Consider the following 18,007-nt stretch of genomic DNA (forward strand, 5'->3'; position numbering starts at 1 on the left):
CGTCGTGCCTCGAACCGGTTGACCCAGCGGACGAGACTCGGAGTGCGGACCACCATGACTGACAGCGGGCAGGGCGACGGACAGCGCTCCTGGTGGGAGAAGCCGGACGCGGACCCCGCGCCGCAGGACCCCTACCGCCAGGGTGAGCAGCAGGGCTCGGGCCAGGACGCGCACGACCCGTACCGCGCGGGCTCCTCGGGCGACGCCCCGACGCAGGCCCAGCCGACGGGCGCGGCGCCGACGGAGGGGCTGCCGCGCTACGGCGAGTCCTCCGGGCAGCCGGCCTCCGGCCAGTCGTCCTACGGCCAGTCCGGGTACGACCAGTCCGGGTACGGCCAGGGCCAGTCCTCGGGCCAGCAGTACGGACAGCCCTACGGCCAGCAGTACGGCCAGCCGGCGTACGGCGCCCCGCAGCAGAACGAGCTGTACCCCGCGAGCGGGTCGTACGGCGGCTACGGCGCGCAGAGCTACAACCAGCAGTACCCGTCCTACGACGGGCCGAAGGTGACAGGCATGGCGCACGCCGTCTGCTGGACGGCGGTCGGCGGTCTGGTCCTGTTCTTCACCGGGCTCGGGTGGATCGCCGCCATCGTGGCGCTCGCCCTCACGCCGGGGGCACGCCGGGAGATCGTGGAGTCCGGAGGGACGAAGCGGGGCCTGGGGTACCTGCTGGCCGGGAAGATCTGCGCGTGGGTGAACATCGGGATCACGGTGCTGGCCATCCTCGCTGTGATCCTCGTCTTCGCCATCGGCATCGGGACCGCCAGCACGGGCGGCTCCTCGTTCGACAGCAACTCCGTGAGCGTGCTGTTCCAGCGATGACCGGAAGTTCCCGAGCCCGCGCGGAGTTGACCACCAGGTGACCGACGGACCCCTCATCGTCCAGAGCGACAAGACGCTGCTCCTGGAGGTCGACCACCCGCGGGCCGGGGCCTGCCGGGCGGCGATTGCCCCCTTCGCCGAGCTCGAACGGGCTCCCGAGCACGTCCACACCTACCGGCTGACCCCGCTGGGCCTGTGGAACGCGCGCGCGGCCGGGCACGACGCCGAGCAGGTCGTCGACACCCTGCTGGAGTTCTCGCGCTACTCCGTCCCCCACGCACTGCTGGTCGACGTGGCCGAGACGATGGCCCGGTACGGACGCCTGCAGCTCGTGAAGGACGAGACCGAGGGCCTGCTGCTGCGGGCCCTCGACGCCCCCGTCCTGGAGGAGGTGCTGCGCAACAAGAAGGCGTCGCCCCTGCTCGGCGACCGCCTCGCCCCCGACACCGTGCGCGTCCACCCGAGCGAGCGCGGGAACCTCAAGCAGGTGCTGCTGAAGCTGGGCTGGCCCGCCGAGGACCTCGCGGGCTACGTCGACGGCGAGGCGCACCCCATCGACCTCGCCCAGGACGGGTGGACGCTGCGTCCCTACCAAGACGAAGCGGTGCAGGGCTTCTGGCACGGCGGCTCCGGCGTCGTGGTCCTGCCCTGCGGGGCCGGCAAGACGATCGTCGGTGCGGGCGCCATGGCCCGGGCCCGCGCGACGACCCTCATCCTCGTGACGAACACCGTCTCGGCCCGGCAGTGGCGCGACGAGCTCATCAAGCGCACGTCGCTCACCGAGGACGAGATCGGTGAGTACTCGGGTGCCCGCAAGGAGATCCGGCCCGTGACGATCGCGACGTACCAGGTCGTGACGACGAAGCGGAAGGGCGTCTACCCGCACCTGGAGCTGTTCGACGCCCGCGACTGGGGCCTCATCGTCTACGACGAGGTGCACCTGCTCCCCGCGCCGATCTTCCGCATGACGGCCGACCTGCAGGCCCGTCGCCGTCTCGGCCTGACCGCGACGCTCGTGCGTGAGGACGGCCGCGAGGGCGACGTCTTCTCCCTCATCGGGCCCAAGCGGTACGACGCCCCGTGGAAGGACATCGAGGCGCAGGGCTACATCGCGCCGGCCGACTGCGTCGAGGTGCGCGTCACGCTCCCCGACTCCGAGCGGCTCGCGTACGCGACGGCCGAGGACGACGAGCGGTACCGGCTGTGCTCGACGTCGCCGGCGAAGTCGCGCGTGGTGGAGAAGCTCGTCGCCCAGCACCAGGGCGAGCCGACGCTCGTCATCGGCCAGTACATCGACCAGCTCGACGACCTCGGCGACCGCCTCGACGCGCCCGTCATCAAGGGCGACACCACGGTGAAGGAGCGCCAGCGCCTGTTCGAGGCGTTCCGCCAGGGCGAGATCAGCACCCTCGTCGTCAGCAAGGTGGCGAACTTCTCCATCGACCTGCCCGAGGCCAAGGTCGCCATCCAGGTGTCCGGTTCCTTCGGGTCCCGCCAGGAGGAGGCCCAGCGCCTGGGCCGCGTGCTGCGCCCCAAGGGCGACCACGGGTCGGCGCGCTTCTACACCGTCGTCTCGCGCGACACGAAGGACCAGGACTTCGCCGCGCACCGGCAGCGGTTCCTGGCCGAGCAGGGGTACGCCTACCGGATCGTGGACGCCGACGACATCGACGGCGGGGTACCGGACGCGAACGGCGTCCTGCCGGACTGACCGGTCACGACGAACGCCCCGGACCGTGCGGTCCGGGGCGTCCTGCGTTCCGGGCGACCGTCAGCCGACGTCGACGAGCACCTTGCCGACGGCGCCCGCCTCGACGGCGTCGTGGGCCTTCGCCGTGTCCTGCAAGGTGAAGCGCGTCAGCGGCAGCCCGTGCTCCTCCCCCACCCCGAACGCGCCGTCGCGCACCGCGGCGGTGACGTCCTCAGCGGCCGCGGCGAGGGCGTCGGCCCCCATCGTGTACATGAGGATGAACTGCCACCGGGCGTTCGTCACCATGTTCGGGCGAACGTCGAGACGCACCTCGTCGCCGCCGTTGTTCGCGTAGACGGCGATGGAGGCGCGCGGACGGATCACCTGCGCGTCGAGTTCGGCGTTCTGCGCCGGGGCAACCTCGACGACGAGGTCGACGCCGTCGGGCGCGACCTCGCGGATCGCCGCGACCGGGTCGCCCTCGCGGTAGTTCACGACGTGGTGCGCGCCCGCGGACTGCGCCAGCGCGGCCTTCTCCGGGCCGCTGACGGTGGTGACGACGGTGGCGCCCGCCCAGCGGGCGAGCTGGATCGCCGCGTTCCCGACGGCCCCCGCTCCCCCGGCGACCAGGACCGTGCGGCCCGCCAGCGCCCCGGGGGCGAGGCGGTGGGGACCGTCCTCGGCGACGGTCAGCGCGCGGTGCGCGGTGACGGCCGGGACCCCCAGGGACGCGCCCACGTCGAAGGAGGCGCCGTCGGGCAGCCGGGTGACGCGCTCGGCGGGCAGGACGGTGAACTCCTGCGCGGTGCCGGTGGGCCGGTCCTGGGCGGCCATGCAGGTCCACACCCGGTCGCCCACCGCGAGGTCGGGGACGCCCGGCCCGACGGCGTCCACGATCCCCGCGCCGTCCTGGTTGGGTGTGGCCTCGGGGAAGGCCAGCGAGGCGGTGCCGCCGCTGCGGGACTTCCAGTCGGTGGGGTTCACGCCCGACACGACGACCTTGAGGCGCACCTCCCCGGCGTCGGGTTCGGGCACGGGGCGCTCCTCCAGGCGCAGGACGGAGGACGGGCCGGTCTCGGAGTACACGACAGCTCTCACGTGGGGGCGAACCCCGCGACCGCGCGTCCTGTTCCGCGTGCCGGCACTCGGGGGGGGGTGGCTCGTTGACGCAGCCGGCTCGTCTGATGAGCCGGCTGCGTCGACGAGCACCCCTGCGGCGCTCCGGCCGGCGGGCGCGAGAACCCCTCAGGCCTCCGCGAGCTGCCGCCGCCGCAGCAGCGGCTCGATGCGCGCGTCCCGGCCGCGGAACTCCCGGTAGGCGGCGAGCGGGTCCACGCTGCCCCCGCGCGAGAGCACGGTGGCGCGGAACCGGTCACCGTTCTCGCGCCGCAGGCCGCCGTTCTCGGCGAACCACTCGACGGTGTCGGCGTCGAGCACCTCGCTCCACACGTAGGAGTAGTACCCGGCCGCGTAGCCCCCGCCGAACACGTGGTGGAAGTAGGTGCTGCGGTAGCGCGGCGGGACGGCGTCGAGCGCGACCCCGGCCTCGGCCAGCGCGGCGGCCTCGAAGCGGCCGACGTCGTCGGGTTCGGCGCCGTCGAAGGCCCCGGGGGCCACCCGGTGCCAGGCCATGTCGAGCAGCGCCGCGGCGAGGTACTCCGTCGTGCCGAACCCCTGGCCGTACGCGCGGGCGGCGCGCAGGCCCTCGGCGGCGCCCTCGGGCAGCGGTTCGCCCGTGTCGACGTGCCGGGCGTAGCGGGCCAGCACCTCGGGTTCGAACCCCCAGAACTCGTTGACCTGGGAGGGGAACTCGACGAAGTCGCGCGGGACGCTCGTCCCGGAGAACCGCGGGAAGTGCACGTCGGACAGCAACCCGTGCAGCGTGTGCCCGAACTCGTGGAACAGCGTCTCGACCTCGTCGACGGTGAGCAGCGCGGGGTCGCCCGCGGCGGGCTTGGCGACGTTGAGGCAGTTCACGACGACGGGACGTTCCCCGAGCAGCCGGGACTGCTCGACGAAGGAACTCATCCACGCCCCGCCGCGCTTGGACGGCCGGGCGTAGGGGTCGAAGAGGTAGAGCCCGAGCGGGCCCGTGGCGTCGGCGACCTCGAACGCGCGCACGTCGGCCGAGGGCACGGGGACGTCCGTGCGCTCGGTGAACGTCAGGCCGTAGAGGGCGGTGGCCGTGGCGAAGACACCGTCGACGAGGACGCGTTCGAGCTCGAACCACGGCCGCAGGGCCTCGGTGTCGACGGCGTACCGCTCCCGGCGCAGGCGTTCGGCGTAGTAGGCCCAGTCCCAGGGTTCCAGCGGTCCGTCGTGACCGTCGGCGTGCAGGAGCTCGGTGAGTTCGGCCGCTTCGGTCCGCGCGTTCGCGACGGCCGCCGGGGCCAGCCGGCGCAGCATCCCGACGGCCGCCTCCACGTCTCCGGCCGTCTCGTCCGCCACGACCCACGAGGCGTGGTCGGCGAACCCGAGCAGCACCGCCCGCTGCGCGCGCAGCCCGGCGATGCGCAGCAGCGTGGCCCGGGTGTCGTGCGGGCCACCCCGGCCGCCACGGCGCACCGATGCCTCGTGGACGAGGCGCCGGGTCTCCCTGCGGTGCAACGACTCCAGCACGGGCTGCCCCGACGGCAGACCGAGCGGCAGGAGGTACCCGCCGCGCTCGCCGGCGGCTGCGGCGGCCCGGGCCAGTTCGGCTGCCCCCAGGCCGTCGAGCTCCGCCGCGTCCGTGACGTGGACGGCGAGGTCGTTGGTGTCGGCCAGCAGTTCGACGTCGAAGGCGGTCGTCAGGCGCGACAGCTCCTCGTTCAGCTCGCGCAGCCGGGACTGACCCGCCTCGTCCAGGAGCGCGCCGGAGCGGGCCGCGTCGCGGTGCAGGCGGTCCAGCAGCCGCCGCTGCTCCTCGCCCAACCCGGCCGGCGGGTCCTCGTGCAGGGCGCGCACGCGCTCGACGAGCCGCGGGTCGAGCCGCACGGCGTCGTGGTGGGCGGCGAGCCGGGGGCTCCACTGCGCCTGCACGGCGCGCAGGTCGTCGTCGGCGTCGGTGCCGACGAGGTTGAAGAAGACGGCCTCGGCCCGGCCGAGGAGGCGGCCGGTGGACTCCAGGGCGTCGAGGAACTCGGCGGCCGGCAGCTCACGTGCGAACAGGGCGTCGAGTTCGTCGCGGTGGGCCTGGACCCCCGCCGCGAACGCCGGGGCGAAGTGCTCCGTGCGGATCCGGTCGAAGGGCGGCACGGCGAAGGGCAGGTCGCTCGGGGCGGCGAAGGGGTTCGACTCCGGCAGGTCCATGGACCGATCCTGCCCCACCCGCCGGCGCGGGAGGATCGCACCCCGGGAAGGTGAGGCTCACCGTGCTCGCAAGAGATCACGTCCCGTTCACCGCCACGCCACCGGGCAGACGGCTCAGACACCTCACAGCCTTCGTAGCGTCCGGCGTGCAGGGCCTGCCCGAGGGCCCGCACCACGCCCCGCCACGCCACCCGGAAGCCCCCCGGAACGCCCCGAGAGGACCCCCGTGACCACGGACGCCTGCCAGCCCACCCTGACGCTCCTGCCGTACGCCCCCGCCGGGCGCAGGAGCCCCATGACCTGCCACTACCGCTGCGCCACGTCCTGCGCCACGCCCGTGCAGAACCGTTCCGCGAACGCCTACTTCGGCGACGTCGTGCGGTCCGCGGTCTCCCGGCGCGGCGTCCTGGCCGGGCTGGTGGGCCTGGGGGTCGCCGGCGCCGCCGTGGCCGGGGCCCGTCCCGCGGCCGCCTCCCCGGGCGGCGGGGACGTGAACCTCCTGGCGGACCCCTTCGACCCCGGCCACGCGGTCGAGTTCGAGGTCATCGCGCCGGTGCCGGCCGAGGTCGACTCCTTCGCCGTCCCGGCGGGCTGGACGTGGGCGCCGCTCATCTCCTGGGGCGACCCGATCCTGCCCGGCGCGCCCGAGTTCGACCACGAGAACCAGAGCGAGGCGGCCCAGCTGGGGCAGTTCGGCTACAACAACGACTACACGACGATCGTCCCGCTGCAGGACCCGAACCGCGCCCTGCTGGTGTGCAACAACGAGTACACCAACGAGGAACTCATGTTCCGCGACTGGGTCGACTCCGACTCCGCCACCGAGGAGCAGTTGCGCATCTCCATCGCCGCGCACGGCATGTCCGTCGTGGAGCTGCGCCGCGCCGGCGCGGACCAGCCCTGGGGCCACCTGCGCGAGTCGGTGTTCAACCGCCGCATCACCCCCTGGACGCCCATGGCGTTCACCGGCCCGGCCGCGGGCGCGAAGGCGTTGCGCACCAGCGCCGACCCGCAGGGACGGACCCCGGTCGGCACGTTCGGGAACTGCGCCGGCGGGACGACGCCGTGGGGCACCGTGCTGTCGGGCGAGGAGAACTTCAACGGGTACTTCTCCTCCCCCGAGACCGAGGGCGGGCAGAGCGACCGCTACAGCGTCTACGGCAGCAGCGGCCGCGGCTGGGAGCGCGTCGACCCGCGCTTCGGCGCCGGGACCGAACCGAACGAGGCGCACCGCTTCGGCTGGATCGTCGAGGTGGACCCGTCGGACCCGACGTCGACCCCGCGCAAGCACACCGCGATGGGCCGCATGAAGCACGAGGGCGCCACGGTCTCGCTGGCCGCGGACGGCCGCGCGGTCGCCTACATGGGCGACGACGAGCGGTTCGAGTACCTCTACAAGTTCGTCTCGAAGGAGACCTACCGGGAGGGCGACCGCGAGCACAACCTGCGCCTGCTCGAGGACGGCGACCTGTTCGTCGCGGTGTTCGAGGGCGACGGGATCGACGACGAGCGCTACGACGGCCGCGGCCGCTGGGTCGCCCTGACGCGGAACGGCCGCTCGGTCGTGCCGGGCATGTCGGTCGAGGAGGTCCTCGTGAACACCCGCGCCGCCGCCGACGTGGTGGGCGCCACGAAGATGGACCGCCCCGAGGACGTCGAGCGCAACCCCGTCAACGGCCGCGTCTACGTGGCGTGCACGAACAACACCCAGCGCGGCACGCTCGGGAAGACCGGCGTCGACGAGGCCAACCCGCGCCCCTTGAACAAGGACGGTCACGTGGTCGAGATCGTCGAGGCGCGCGACGACGCGGCCGCCACCGAGTTCGCCTGGAACCTCGTGCTCGTCTGCGGGGACCCGGAGGACCAGAGCACGTACTTCGGGGGTTTCGACCCCGCGCTGGTCTCGCCGATCTCCTGCCCGGACAACGTGGCGTTCGACACCACCGGCAACCTGTGGATCTCGACCGACGGCAACACGCTGGGGTCCAACGACGGCCTGTTCGAGGTCGTCGTCGACGGCCCCGACCGCGGCCGGGTGCGGCAGTTCCTCTCGGTGCCCACGGGCGCGGAGACCTGCGGGCCCGTCATCGCCGACGACGGCCGGACGGTGTTCGTCGCCGTGCAGCACCCGGGCGAGGTGGACGGCGCGACGATCGACGAGCCGGCGTCGACCTTCCCCTACGACGGGACGGGCCAGCCGCGTCCCTCGGTCGTCCAGGTCCGCAAGGACTGAACGGAGCCGGCCTCAGCCGCCGGACCGGACCAGCCGCGTCAGCAGCCGGTCCAGCTCGGCGGCCGGGTCGGCCGTCAGCCCGCAGTGCACGGGCGAGGTCTGCAGCACCGTGGACCGGGGCGCCGTGAGCCAGCGGAACCGGGCCCCCTTGGCCTCCGTCGTCGCCGCCCCGGCGCGGGGGTCACCGGCGCACACCCCCTCCAGCGCCACGAGGTGGCGCCGCACCGCCGCCAGGTCGACCCCACCGGGCAGGGCGCGCAGCCGCTCCTCGTCGAGGTGGGTCCCCGCCACGAGGTGCTCGCGGGCGCGGCACCACAGCACCACGCCGGCGTTGAGGAACTCCCCCCGGTCCACGCGCGGCACCACGCGGACGACGGCGTACTCGAACACGTCCAACGTCGCCTCAGCCACAGGACACCTCCGCCTGCGCGCGGTCGAGGTCGGCGCGCCAGCCGGTCGCGGCGAGCCGGCCGGTGAACCAGTCGAGGTAGGCCCGGCGCACGGCGGCCCCGTCGTCGAACCCCGGTTCGTCGTCCACCCACTCCGGTGGCACGGCGTCGACGGCCGCGGCGAGCACGTCCGGGGTGAGGGCGCCGGCGCACGCGGCGTCCACCGCGCCGAGGGGCGCCGCCGAGCGCAGCAGCAGGTGGTCCTCGACGTGCCGCAGCGGCCGGTCGACGCTGGCGGCGGCCCGCGCCCAGTCGTGGTGGAAGTACAGGGCCGCGCCGTGGTCGATGAGCCACGGCCGACCGCCCCACCACAGCGCGTTGGGGTTGCGCCAGGAGCGGTCGACGTTGAGGACGAAGGCGTCGAACCACAGCACCCTCGCGGCCCAGTCCGCCTCGACCGGGTCCACGGCCGGGTCGAAGGACAGCGCGCCGGGCAGGAAGTCCATCCCGAGGTTGGCCCCCGGGGACCGCAGCAGCAGGTCCTGCACCTCCTCGTCCGGTTCCCCGCGCCCGATGACGGGGTCGACGTCGGCCACGACGAGCTCGGGGACGTCGAGACCGAGGGCGCCCGCGAGCGCCGCGGCCAGGACCTCGGCGACGAGCACGCGCCGCCCCTGTCCGGCGCCGTGGAACTTCACGACGTAGGTGCCGTCGTCGTCGGCCTCGCACAGGCCCGGCATGCTCCCGCCCTCGCGCAGCGGGGTGACGTAGCGGGTGGCGGTGACACGGCGCAGAGCAGGGCGGAGCACGCAGGCATCCTGCCAGCCGGGGGCACCGACGGCGGGACCAGCGGATCTTCGCAGTTCCCCCCCACGGCTCCGGGCCGGCCCCCAGGACTCTCCCAGCCTGCGCGCGCACACTGGGCGGGTGAGATCCGCTGGTGCTGCGCCGGAAGCCCGTCTCCTGGTCGTCGACGACGAACCGAGCATCCGCGAACTGCTGGCCACGAGCCTGCGCTTCGCCGGGTTCGAGGTCGCCTCGGCCGCCGACGGCGCCGAGGCCCTGAAGCTGGCGGAGGACTTCCGCCCGGACCTCGTCGTGCTGGACGTCATGCTGCCGGACCTCGACGGTTTCACGGTGACGCGCAAGCTGCGCGAGCGCGGCCGGGCCATGCCGGTGCTGTTCCTCACCGCCCGCGACGACACCGCCGACAAGGTCGCCGGGCTCACGGTGGGCGGCGACGACTACGTCACCAAGCCGTTCAGCCTCGAGGAGGTCGTGGCCCGCATCCGCGCGGTGCTGCGGCGCACCGGGGCGGCGGCCGGCCCGGACACGGGCCGGCTCGTCTTCCACGACCTGGAGCTGGAGGAGGACTCCCACGAGGTCCGCCGCGGCGGCCGGGAGGTGGAGCTGTCCCCCACCGAGTTCAAGCTGCTGCGCTACCTCATGCTCAACCCGAACCGGGTGCTGTCGAAGGCGCAGATCCTCGACCACGTGTGGGACTACGACTTCAACGGCGAGGCCGGGATCGTGGAGTCCTACATCTCCTACCTGCGCCGCAAGCTCGACACCGAGGGCCTTGAACCGCTGATCCACACCAAGCGGGGCGTGGGCTACGTGCTCCGGGTCCCGCAGTCGGTGGGATGACCCGCGCCGGGACGCGCCTGCGGGCCGTCCGGACGCGGATCGCGGCCGCCGAGGACCGGCTGCCGCTCCAGGCGCGGCTGCTCGTCATCGTCGTCGTGCTGCTGTTCATGGCGATGACCCTGACGAGCCTGGTGTCCCTGACGCTGCTGCAGCAGAACCTGCGCAACCAGGTCGACACCGAGCTGCTGGTGCGGGGGAAGGCGACCGCGCAGCAGGCCTTCGCCACCTTCAACCAGGAGGCCGAGCGCAACCTCCTGCTCTCGGACTACTACGTCGTCTACACCGGCCTCGACGGCTCCGACCCCTACCCGGTGTGCGCGCGGTCGCAGGACGCCCAGGAGTGCCCGAAGGCGCCCGCGCTGCCGACGCTGACGTCGGCGTACGTGACGGCGCACGAGGGGCACCCCTTCACCGTGGCCGACTCCGACGACGGTGACCCCTGGCGGGTGCTGGTCTTCCCGGCCCGCGTCGAGGGGACCGACCGCGGGGTGAACATCGCCGTCGCGCTGCCCCTGACGGGGACCACCCGCACGGTGTCGGACTTCCGCACGATCGCCTTCGCCGTGTCCGCCGGCGTGCTCGTGCTGGGCGCCTTCTTCGCGGTCCTGGCGATCCGGCGCAGCTTCCGCCCGCTGGACGACATCGAGCGCACGGCGTCGGCCATCGCGGGCGGCGACCTGTCGCAGCGGGTGCCGGACGCCCCGGCGAGCACGGAGATCGGGCGGCTCTCGACGGCCCTGAACACGATGCTGTCCCAGATCGAGACGTCCTTCCGCGCGCAGGAGCGCTCCGAGGAGCAGATGCGCCGGTTCGTCGCCGACGCCAGCCACGAGCTGCGGACCCCGCTGGCGGCCATCCGCGGGTTCGCCGAGCTGTACCGCCAGGGCGCGGTCCGCGAGCCCGACGACGTGGCGCACGTCATGGGCCGCATCGAGGGCGAGTCCACCCGGCTCGGCCGGCTCGTGGAGGACCTGCTGGCCCTGGCTCGCCTCGACGAGGCCCAGCGGGCCCGCACGGCGCGCCGGGAACCGGTGGACCTGGTCGTGGTGGCCTCCGACGCCGTCCACGACGCCCGGGCGCTCGCCCCCGACCGCACCGTCCGGCTCACGGGTCTGCGGCCGGACGAGGGGCCGGGGTCGGCCGTGGTCGTCGCCGACGAGGCGGGCATGCGCCAGGTGCTGACCAACCTGCTGGCCAACGCGGTCCACCACACCCCCGCCGGGACGGCCGTGGAGGTCGCGGTCGGCCGGGCCGCGGGCCCGTCGGGGCCCGAGTGCGTCGTCGAGGTGCGCGACCACGGTCCCGGGCTCACCCCCGACCAGGCGGACAAGGTGTTCGAGCGGTTCTACCGCGTCGACTCCTCACGCCGCCGCGGCACGGGTGGGGGCTCCGGGTTGGGCCTGGCCATCGTCGCGACGATCGTCGACCTGCACGGCGGGACCGTCACCGTGCTGCCCACCGAGGGCGGCGGCGCGACCTTCCGGCTGCGCTTCCGCGCGGCCCCCGAGGTCGGGGGGCCGGCCCCGGTCGACGACGAGGACGACGACGACGGCCCCGCCGACCCGATTCACAGCTAGGTTCCAGCCACCTCCGGGTCCACCTGCAGCGGAGTGTCCGAACCTCGAGGAGTAGACGAACCACTCGAGACGCGACCCGCAGAGGTGAGCAGAGGATGAACGGCCCCCAGCGCCCCACCACCGACGGCACCGGACACCCCACGTCCGGGGCCCTGTCCACCCAGGCCCGCGGCGGCGACGGCCAGGGGTTCGGCGGCTACGGCCGCCCCGACGACACCGGCGCCACCCAGCCGCAGCAGCCGTGGGACTGGAACAAGGGTCCCTACGGGCAGCAGACCGACCGCTCCTACGGCGGCTACGGCCAGCAGGACCCGTGGGCCACGCCCGGTGGCCCCACCCCTCCCGGCGGTGGCGGTGACGACCACGGCGGCGGCGGGGGCGGTGGCCGGCGCGGACCGCGCCGCTCCCCCGGCTGGCTCGGGGTCGCCGGTGTCGCGATCGCCAGCGCCCTCGTGGCCAGCGTCGTGACCGTGGGTGCCGTCGGCGCCTTCGGCCAGGACTCCTCGGGCGGGTCCGGCGGCGGGACGACCTCCTCCAGCAGCTCCTCGGGCGCCCCGATCCAGGGCGTCAGCGAGACGACGGTGAACTGGCAGGCCGTCGCCAGCGCGGTCGGGCCGAGCGTCGTCTCGGTCACCGTCACCGGGCAGACCGGCGAGGCGGAGGGGTCCGGCATCGTCTACGACGCCCAGGGCTTCGTCGTCACCAACAACCACGTCGTCTCCGGCCTCGGCCAGGGCGCGAAGATCACGGTGACGTTGAACGACGGCCGGGAGTACCAGGCGACCATCAAGGGCACCGACCCCGCAACCGACCTCGCCGTCATCCAGCTCACGAACCCGCCGAGCGACCTCAAGGCCGCGACGTTCGCGGACTCCGACGACGTGGTCGCCGGCCAGGCCGTCATGGCCCTGGGGAACCCGCTCGGCCTGTCCGGCAGCGCCACGACGGGCATCGTGTCGGCCATCAACCGGCCGGTCATCACCCAGACCGAGGAGCAGTCGCAGTCGCAGGACCCGTTCGGCCAGTTCGGCGGCGGTCAGCAGCAGCAGCAGACGACCGCGGAGACCGCCGCGACCAACGCCATCCAGACCGACGCGGCCATCAACCCCGGCAACTCCGGAGGCGCGCTGCTGGACTCCTCGGGCAAGGTCATCGGGATCAACTCCTCGATCGCCTCGCTGAGCTCGTCCTCGTCCTCCTCCCAGTCGGGCAGCATCGGCCTCGGGTTCGCGATCCCGTCCAACGAGGTGAAGATGATCGCCGACCAGCTCATCAAGACCGGTTCGGCCCAGCACGCCTGGCTCGGCGTGAGCATGTCCGAGCAGGCCGCGACGGCCACCGTCGGGGACGTGTCCCGCCAGGGCGCCCAGGTCGCCGACGTCTCGAGCGGGTCGCCCGCCGCGCAGGCCGGACTGAAGGCCGGCGACATCATCACCGCCGTCGACGGTGTGACCGTCGACGGCGCCGACTCGCTCACCGCAGCGATCCGCGGCAAGGCCGTGGACAGCCAGGTGAAGCTCACCGTCGTCCGGGACGGCGCCGAGCAGACGCTCACGGCGACGCTCACGGCGCGCGCGGAGAACTGACCCGGTCCCCCCACCGGGTCCTCCCGCCGAGACCCCCGTCCCTCCAGCCAGGGGCGGGGGTCCTCGCGTCCGGGCGGACGGCGATCAGTCCGGCCGCAGCAGGGGGGCCCACCACGCGGTCGGCAGTGGACCGTCCGGCACGTCGAGGACGACGAGCCCGTCGTGCTCGAGCCGCACGCCCGCGTCCGACCGGGACCACCGGCGGCGGAAGCCGACCACGGACGCGGCCAAGGGCGCGGTGAGGAGGTCCAGCACGGGCAGGTCGCCGTCGTCCAGGACCAGCCGACCCCGTACGGTCCGCGCGACGCGGTGAGTGCCGTGGGGTGCGGGGACGCGCCGGGAGCGGACGACGTCGACGCGCTCGCCCGCGACGACGCCGGAGTGCACGACCTTCTCCCCCCGGCGCTTGGGGGTGCGCAGACCGGCGGCACGCACCCGCGCCAGCAGTTCGCGGGTGGTGACGAGTTCGGCGCCGAGGGCGACCGCCTCGGGGACGCGGTCGGCGGGGACGTCGTAGTGGTCGCCCTCGAAGGCGCGGCGCGGGACGCCGAGCCGGCGGGCGAAGGCGTGCAGCTCCTCCGGCGAGGTGTCGCTGGCCAGGTGCGACCACCACGTGCCGTGCGCGGGGATGCGCGCTGCGTCGACCAGGACGCTCACGCGCAGGTCGTCCCGGGCTCCACAGGCCCCTGAGCGCCGACCGGGACCCGGTCCCTGTGGACGGTCGCGGGGTCCGTCGGTGCCACCGCCCTACGTTCGTCGGGAACCGGGGAGCCCGGTCCAGGAGCACGCACCGCGGGGGTCCGCGGGGCGAGGGAGGAGTCCATCATGTCCCGGTTCGAGGTCGACAGCGCCCGCGTGGAGCAGGCGAGCACCGCGGTGGCCGCGTCCGCGACCAACCTGGCCGCCGAGGTCGACGGCATGATGCGGCACCTGCTCGACCTGGAGTCGTGCTGGAAGGGTCAGGCGGCCAGCGGGTTCCAGGCCCTGTCGGCGCAGTGGCGCGTCACCCAGGACCGCGTGCGCACCTCGCTGGAGGACATCCAGCGGGCCCTGGCGCAGGCCGGTCGTCAGTACGCGGACGTGGAATCGGCCAACGCCCGGATGTTCGCCTCCTGAGGGGTCGCCGTCCCCGGACGGACGTGGGCCCCGCGCCGGGTGGCGCGGGGCCCACGTCGGAGCCAGGCTCAGGGCCCGGCCGTCCAAGCTCAGGCGGCTCGCGAGAGCGGGGCGTGCGACCCGGGGATGCTCCAGCGCATCTCCAGGTGCGGGCGGCCCGACGCGTCGCGGACCATGACCCAGTGCACGGCGGGCTTCGCCGTCGCCTGGTCCGCGGCCTTCGTCTTGATGTCGATCATGTGCCACCTCCTGTTCATCTGCAGTTCACCTTAGCGGATGTGAACCACTTCGGAGCAACTCCTGACGCGCTTCACACGATGTGACCAACGGCACACGGTCCGCCGCGATGCGGAACCGCGCCCACGATCGACCTACCCTGAACCCGTGACGACGGTCGACCTCGGTGTCCCCCGGCTTCGGCGGCCCACCGCCGCGGACGGTGCCGTCGACGGTGCGGGGGGCCTGCCGACCGACCGGCCGGCAACCCCGGACCTCCTCGACCGCCACGGCCGCACCGCGCGCGACCTGCGGGTCTCCCTGACCGACCGCTGCAACCTGCGCTGCCACTACTGCATGCCCCCCGAGGGCCTGCCCTGGCTCGAGGGCCCGGCCGTCCTCACCGACGATGAGGTCGTCCGGCTGGTCCGGCTGGCCGTGCGCGACCTCGGCGTCCACGAGGTCCGGTTCACCGGTGGTGAACCGTTGCTGCGCAAGGGACTCGAGGACATCGTGGCGGCGACGACCCGGATGCGGACCGCCGACGGCGGTCCGGTCCGCACGTCGCTGACCACCAACGGCATCGGGCTCGCCCGCCGGGCCGCGGCGCTGGCCGCCGCCGGGCTGACGCGCGTCAACGTCTCGCTCGACACCCTGCACGCCGACCGCTTCGCCGCCATCACGCGCCGGGACCGGCACCGGGACGTGCTCGCAGGCCTCGAGGCGGCCGCCAGCGCGGGGCTGGCCCCCGTCAAGGTGAACGCCGTCCTGCTGCGCGGCACGAACGACGACGAGGCCGCGGACCTGCTCCGGTGGGCGCTCGCCGCCGGGTACCGGCTGCGCTTCATCGAGCAGATGCCGCTGGACCCGCACGGGTCGTGGCAGCGGTCGCAGATGGTCACCGCCGACGAGATCCTCGCTGCGCTGCAACGGGAGTTCCGCCTCGTGCCGCGTCCGGGCACAGCCCGCGGCGCCGCGCCGGCCGAGACGTGGGACGTCGTGGACGCCGACGGGACGCGCCTCGGCGACGTCGGGGTCATCGCCTCGGTCACGCGGCCCTTCTGCGGGGACTGCGACCGCACGCGTCTGACGGCCGACGGCCAGGTGCGCACGTGCCTGTTCTCCACGACGGAGACCGACCTGCGCGACGCCCTGCGCTCCGGCGCCGACGACGCGGCCATCGGGAACCTGTGGCGCACCGCGATGTGGGGCAAGCTGCCCGGCCACGACATCGACGACCCGGGCTTCCTGCACCCCACCCGGCCGATGAGCGCGATCGGCGGCTGAGCGTGACCGCCCCGCAGACCCGGCAGGAAGGTGAACAGCAGGTGAACGAGACGGAGACGCTGGACGTGCGCTGGTTCGCGGGAGCCGCGGCCGCCGCGGGCCGGGAGGAGGAGCGGGTCCCCCTCCCCGACGGCGGCACGCTCGGCGACCTCGTCCGGGTCCTGGGCGCTCGCGGTCCCGCCCTGGCCCGCGTGCTGGCCGCGAGCAGCTTCCTCGTCGACGGGGTGGCCGCCCGCGCCGAGGACGCCCTCGCGCCCGGCACCACCCTCGACGTCCTGCCCCCGTTCGCCGGCGGCTGAGCCTCAGCGACCGGCGAGCCGCGCGGTCGAGGAGACCAGGTGCACGCGCATGGCGGCCCGGGCGGTCTCGGCGTCGCCCCGCTGGACCGCGAGCACGACGGCCGCGTGCTCCGCGACGACCTCCTCCGCCCGGGGCGCGCCGGCGCGCAACCGGGCCGAGGGCATGGCGATCATCGGCTCCCCCAGCGTGCCGAGCAGCTCGCGCAGGTAGCGGTTCCCCGACGCCGTCGCCACGGCGAGGTGGAAGGCGAAGTCCGCCGCGACGGCGTCCGCCGGCCGGTCGGCGACGGCCCGGGCGAAGGCGTCCGCGGACCGGCGCACCGCGGCGAGCTGGTCGTCGTCGCGCCGCAGCGCCGCCAGCGCCGCGGCCTCGGTCTCCACGGCCGTGCGGAACTCCAGGAGCTCGACGCGTTCGGCCACCGAGCGCAGCCCGCCGACGTCGACGCCGAAGGACTCCGTGCTCGGCCGGGCCAGCACGAACGACCCGCGCCCGCGCAGGGTCTCCACCAGGCCCGCGGCCTGCAGCCGCGACATCGCCTCGCGCACCACCGTGCGCGACACCCCGAACTCCGCGACGAGCTCGCTCTCGGAGGGCACCGGCCGCCCCGGGGCGAGGTCGCCGTCGACGATCCGGGCGCGCAGCGCGTCGACGAGGGCCTGCGTGCGCGTGGTCACGGGCGGCTCACCGCGTCCCGAACTCCACGCGCTCGGTGGTCCACGCCCGCGCCTGCTCGGAGAAGGTGAACCCGAGACCGGGGCGGTCCGGCACGACCATGCGCCCGGCGACCGTCTCCAGCCGCTCCTCGAACAACGGGTCCAGCCACTCGAAGTGCTCCACCCACGGTTCGCGCGGATAGGTCGCCGCGAGGTGCAGGTGGATCTCCATGGCGAAGTGGGGGGCGAGGTCGAGCCCGGCCTGGTCGGCCAGAGCAGCCAGCCGCAGGAACGGGGTGATGCCGCCGATGCGGGGCGCGTCGGGCTGCAGGACGTCGGCCGAGCGGTGCTCGACGAGCTGCAGGTGCTCGGCCACGCTGGCGAGCATCTCCCCCGTCGCGACGGGGGTGTCCAGAGCGCGGGCGAGGTCGGCGTGCCCGACGGCGTCGTAGGCGTCGAGGGGTTCCTCGATCCAGACGAGGTCGAACTCCTCCAGGGCCCGGCCCATGCGCAGCGCGGTCCGCCGGTCCCACTGCTGGTTGGCGTCGACCATGAGCGGGACGTCGGGTCCGAGGTGCTCGCGGACGGCGGCGACCCGGCGCAGGTCCTCCCGGGTGTCCGGCTGGCCCACCTTGATCTTGATGCCGCCGATGCCGGCGGCCAGCGAGGCGTCGGCGCGCTCGAGCACCTCCGGCAGCGGGGTGTGCAGGAACCCGCCGGAGGTGTTGTAGGTGCGCACGGAGTCGCGGTGGGAGCCGAGCAGCTTGGACAGGGGCAGCCCGGCGCGCCGGGCCTTGAGGTCGTGCAGGGCGATGTCGAGCGCCGCGATGGCCTGCGTGGCCACGCCGCTGCGCCCGACCGACGCCCCGGCCCAGAGCAGCTTCGTCGCGACCTTGGCGATGTCGCTGGGGTCCTCCCCCAGCAGGTCGGCCGCGACCTCCTTGGCGTGCGCGTACTGGGCCGGACCGCCCGCGCGCTTGGAGTAGCTGAACCCCGTCCCCTCGTGGCCGTCCTCCGTGCGGACCGCGGCGACGAGGACGACGACCTCGGTCATGGGCCGTTGCCGGCCGGTGAGGACCTTGGCGTCGCTGATCGGCTGCGCGAGCGGCAGTCTCAGCGTGGACAGTTCGACGTGCCGGATGCGGTCGGGCACCGTGACCTCCGGGGTGGGGCGGATGGACCCACTCATCCTACAAGTAG

17 protein-coding genes are annotated in these 18,007 nt (G+C 74.1%); 9 read left to right on the top strand and 8 right to left on the bottom strand.

Going from position 1 to position 18,007, the window contains the following annotated elements:
- Positions 1 to 54 precede the first annotated feature (54 nt).
- Positions 55 to 822 carry a DUF4190 domain-containing protein gene (locus tag AB1207_RS13880; protein ID WP_367638975.1) on the top strand — a complete coding sequence of 256 codons (768 nt, stop codon included), beginning with the start codon at positions 55 to 57 and terminating at the stop codon, positions 820 to 822.
- A 37-nt stretch (positions 823 to 859) separates the two neighbouring features.
- On the top strand, positions 860 to 2,533 hold the full coding sequence (locus AB1207_RS13885) for a DNA repair helicase XPB (RefSeq protein WP_367638976.1): 1,674 nt from the start codon (positions 860 to 862) through the stop codon (positions 2,531 to 2,533).
- A gap of 60 nt (positions 2,534 to 2,593) precedes the next feature.
- On the opposite strand, the gene AB1207_RS13890 is transcribed toward AB1207_RS13885, so the two are convergent.
- Together AB1207_RS13890 and AB1207_RS13895 are read right to left on the bottom strand one after the other, a co-directional pair.
- Positions 2,594 to 3,610 (bottom strand): NADPH:quinone reductase, encoded by a 1,017-nt coding sequence (locus AB1207_RS13890; protein WP_367638977.1) that lies wholly within the window; start codon positions 3,608 to 3,610, stop codon positions 2,594 to 2,596.
- A gap of 147 nt (positions 3,611 to 3,757) precedes the next feature.
- Entirely contained in the window at positions 3,758 to 5,803 is a 2,046-nt protein-coding gene (locus tag AB1207_RS13895; protein WP_367638978.1) for a M3 family metallopeptidase, read from the bottom strand.
- Between the two features lie 295 nt (positions 5,804 to 6,098).
- On the opposite strand from AB1207_RS13895, the gene AB1207_RS13900 reads away from it, so the two are divergent.
- Positions 6,099 to 8,036 (top strand): PhoX family protein, encoded by a 1,938-nt coding sequence (locus AB1207_RS13900; RefSeq protein WP_437178949.1) that lies wholly within the window; start codon positions 6,099 to 6,101, stop codon positions 8,034 to 8,036.
- 12 nt (positions 8,037 to 8,048) lie between these two features.
- Here AB1207_RS13900 and AB1207_RS13905 read toward each other — a convergent pair whose 3' ends face one another.
- Together AB1207_RS13905 and AB1207_RS13910 are read right to left on the bottom strand one after the other, a co-directional pair.
- Complete coding sequence (locus AB1207_RS13905; protein WP_367638980.1) at positions 8,049 to 8,447, bottom strand: DUF3037 domain-containing protein; 399 nt, start codon at positions 8,445 to 8,447, stop codon at positions 8,049 to 8,051.
- The gene (locus AB1207_RS13910; protein WP_367638981.1) at positions 8,440 to 9,234 is read right to left on the bottom strand and encodes a HipA family kinase; all 795 of its coding nucleotides are present in this window, start codon (positions 9,232 to 9,234) and stop codon (positions 8,440 to 8,442) included. Before AB1207_RS13910 ends, AB1207_RS13905 begins: the two co-directional genes overlap by 8 nt.
- A 118-nt stretch (positions 9,235 to 9,352) precedes the next feature.
- Here AB1207_RS13910 and AB1207_RS13915 point away from each other — a divergent pair, with 118 nt between their 5' ends.
- The 3 genes from AB1207_RS13915 to AB1207_RS13925 all read left to right on the top strand — a co-directional run bounded on the left by AB1207_RS13915 (position 9,353) and on the right by AB1207_RS13925 (position 13,235).
- Entirely contained in the window at positions 9,353 to 10,072 is a 720-nt protein-coding gene (locus AB1207_RS13915) for a response regulator transcription factor (protein ID WP_367638982.1), read from the top strand.
- Positions 10,069 to 11,649 (top strand): sensor histidine kinase, encoded by a 1,581-nt coding sequence (locus tag AB1207_RS13920; RefSeq protein ID WP_367638983.1) that lies wholly within the window; start codon positions 10,069 to 10,071, stop codon positions 11,647 to 11,649. The genes AB1207_RS13915 and AB1207_RS13920 overlap by 4 nt, the downstream gene beginning before the upstream one ends.
- 95 nt (positions 11,650 to 11,744) lie before the next feature.
- Positions 11,745 to 13,235: a S1C family serine protease gene (locus AB1207_RS13925; protein ID WP_367638984.1), complete on the top strand. Its 1,491-nt coding sequence runs from the start codon at positions 11,745 to 11,747 to the stop codon at positions 13,233 to 13,235.
- Between the two features lie 84 nt (positions 13,236 to 13,319).
- On the opposite strand, the gene AB1207_RS13930 is transcribed toward AB1207_RS13925, so the two are convergent.
- A complete protein-coding gene (locus AB1207_RS13930; protein ID WP_367638985.1) occupies positions 13,320 to 13,892 on the bottom strand; it encodes a DUF4031 domain-containing protein in 573 nt (190 codons plus the stop codon).
- Positions 13,893 to 14,060: 168 nt separating this feature from the next.
- Between AB1207_RS13930 and AB1207_RS13935 the strand changes: the two genes are divergently transcribed.
- On the top strand, positions 14,061 to 14,351 hold the full coding sequence (locus tag AB1207_RS13935; RefSeq protein WP_367638986.1) for a WXG100 family type VII secretion target: 291 nt from the start codon (positions 14,061 to 14,063) through the stop codon (positions 14,349 to 14,351).
- An 89-nt stretch (positions 14,352 to 14,440) separates the two neighbouring features.
- Here AB1207_RS13935 and AB1207_RS13940 read toward each other — a convergent pair whose 3' ends face one another.
- Entirely contained in the window at positions 14,441 to 14,590 is a 150-nt protein-coding gene (locus AB1207_RS13940; RefSeq protein WP_367638987.1) for a hypothetical protein, read from the bottom strand.
- A gap of 145 nt (positions 14,591 to 14,735) precedes the next feature.
- Here AB1207_RS13940 and moaA point away from each other — a divergent pair, with 145 nt between their 5' ends.
- Both moaA and AB1207_RS13950 read left to right on the top strand, forming a co-directional pair.
- Positions 14,736 to 15,854, top strand: a complete 1,119-nt coding sequence (gene moaA / locus AB1207_RS13945; protein WP_437178942.1) for a GTP 3',8-cyclase MoaA — start codon at positions 14,736 to 14,738, stop codon at positions 15,852 to 15,854.
- Positions 15,855 to 15,895: 41 nt separating this feature from the next.
- Positions 15,896 to 16,153, top strand: a complete 258-nt coding sequence (locus AB1207_RS13950) for a MoaD/ThiS family protein (protein ID WP_367638988.1) — start codon at positions 15,896 to 15,898, stop codon at positions 16,151 to 16,153.
- A 3-nt stretch (positions 16,154 to 16,156) separates the two neighbouring features.
- Here AB1207_RS13950 and AB1207_RS13955 read toward each other — a convergent pair whose 3' ends face one another.
- The gene (locus tag AB1207_RS13955) at positions 16,157 to 16,828 is read right to left on the bottom strand and encodes a FadR/GntR family transcriptional regulator (RefSeq protein WP_367638989.1); all 672 of its coding nucleotides are present in this window, start codon (positions 16,826 to 16,828) and stop codon (positions 16,157 to 16,159) included.
- A 7-nt stretch (positions 16,829 to 16,835) separates the two neighbouring features.
- Positions 16,836 to 17,996: an L-talarate/galactarate dehydratase gene (locus AB1207_RS13960; RefSeq protein ID WP_367638990.1), complete on the bottom strand. Its 1,161-nt coding sequence runs from the start codon at positions 17,994 to 17,996 to the stop codon at positions 16,836 to 16,838.
- Between the last annotated feature and the right edge of the window lie 11 nt (positions 17,997 to 18,007).

Origin of the sequence: Kineococcus endophyticus, assembly GCF_040796495.1 — a bacterium.
Taxonomy (GTDB): Bacteria; Actinomycetota; Actinomycetes; order Actinomycetales; family Kineococcaceae; genus Kineococcus; species Kineococcus endophyticus.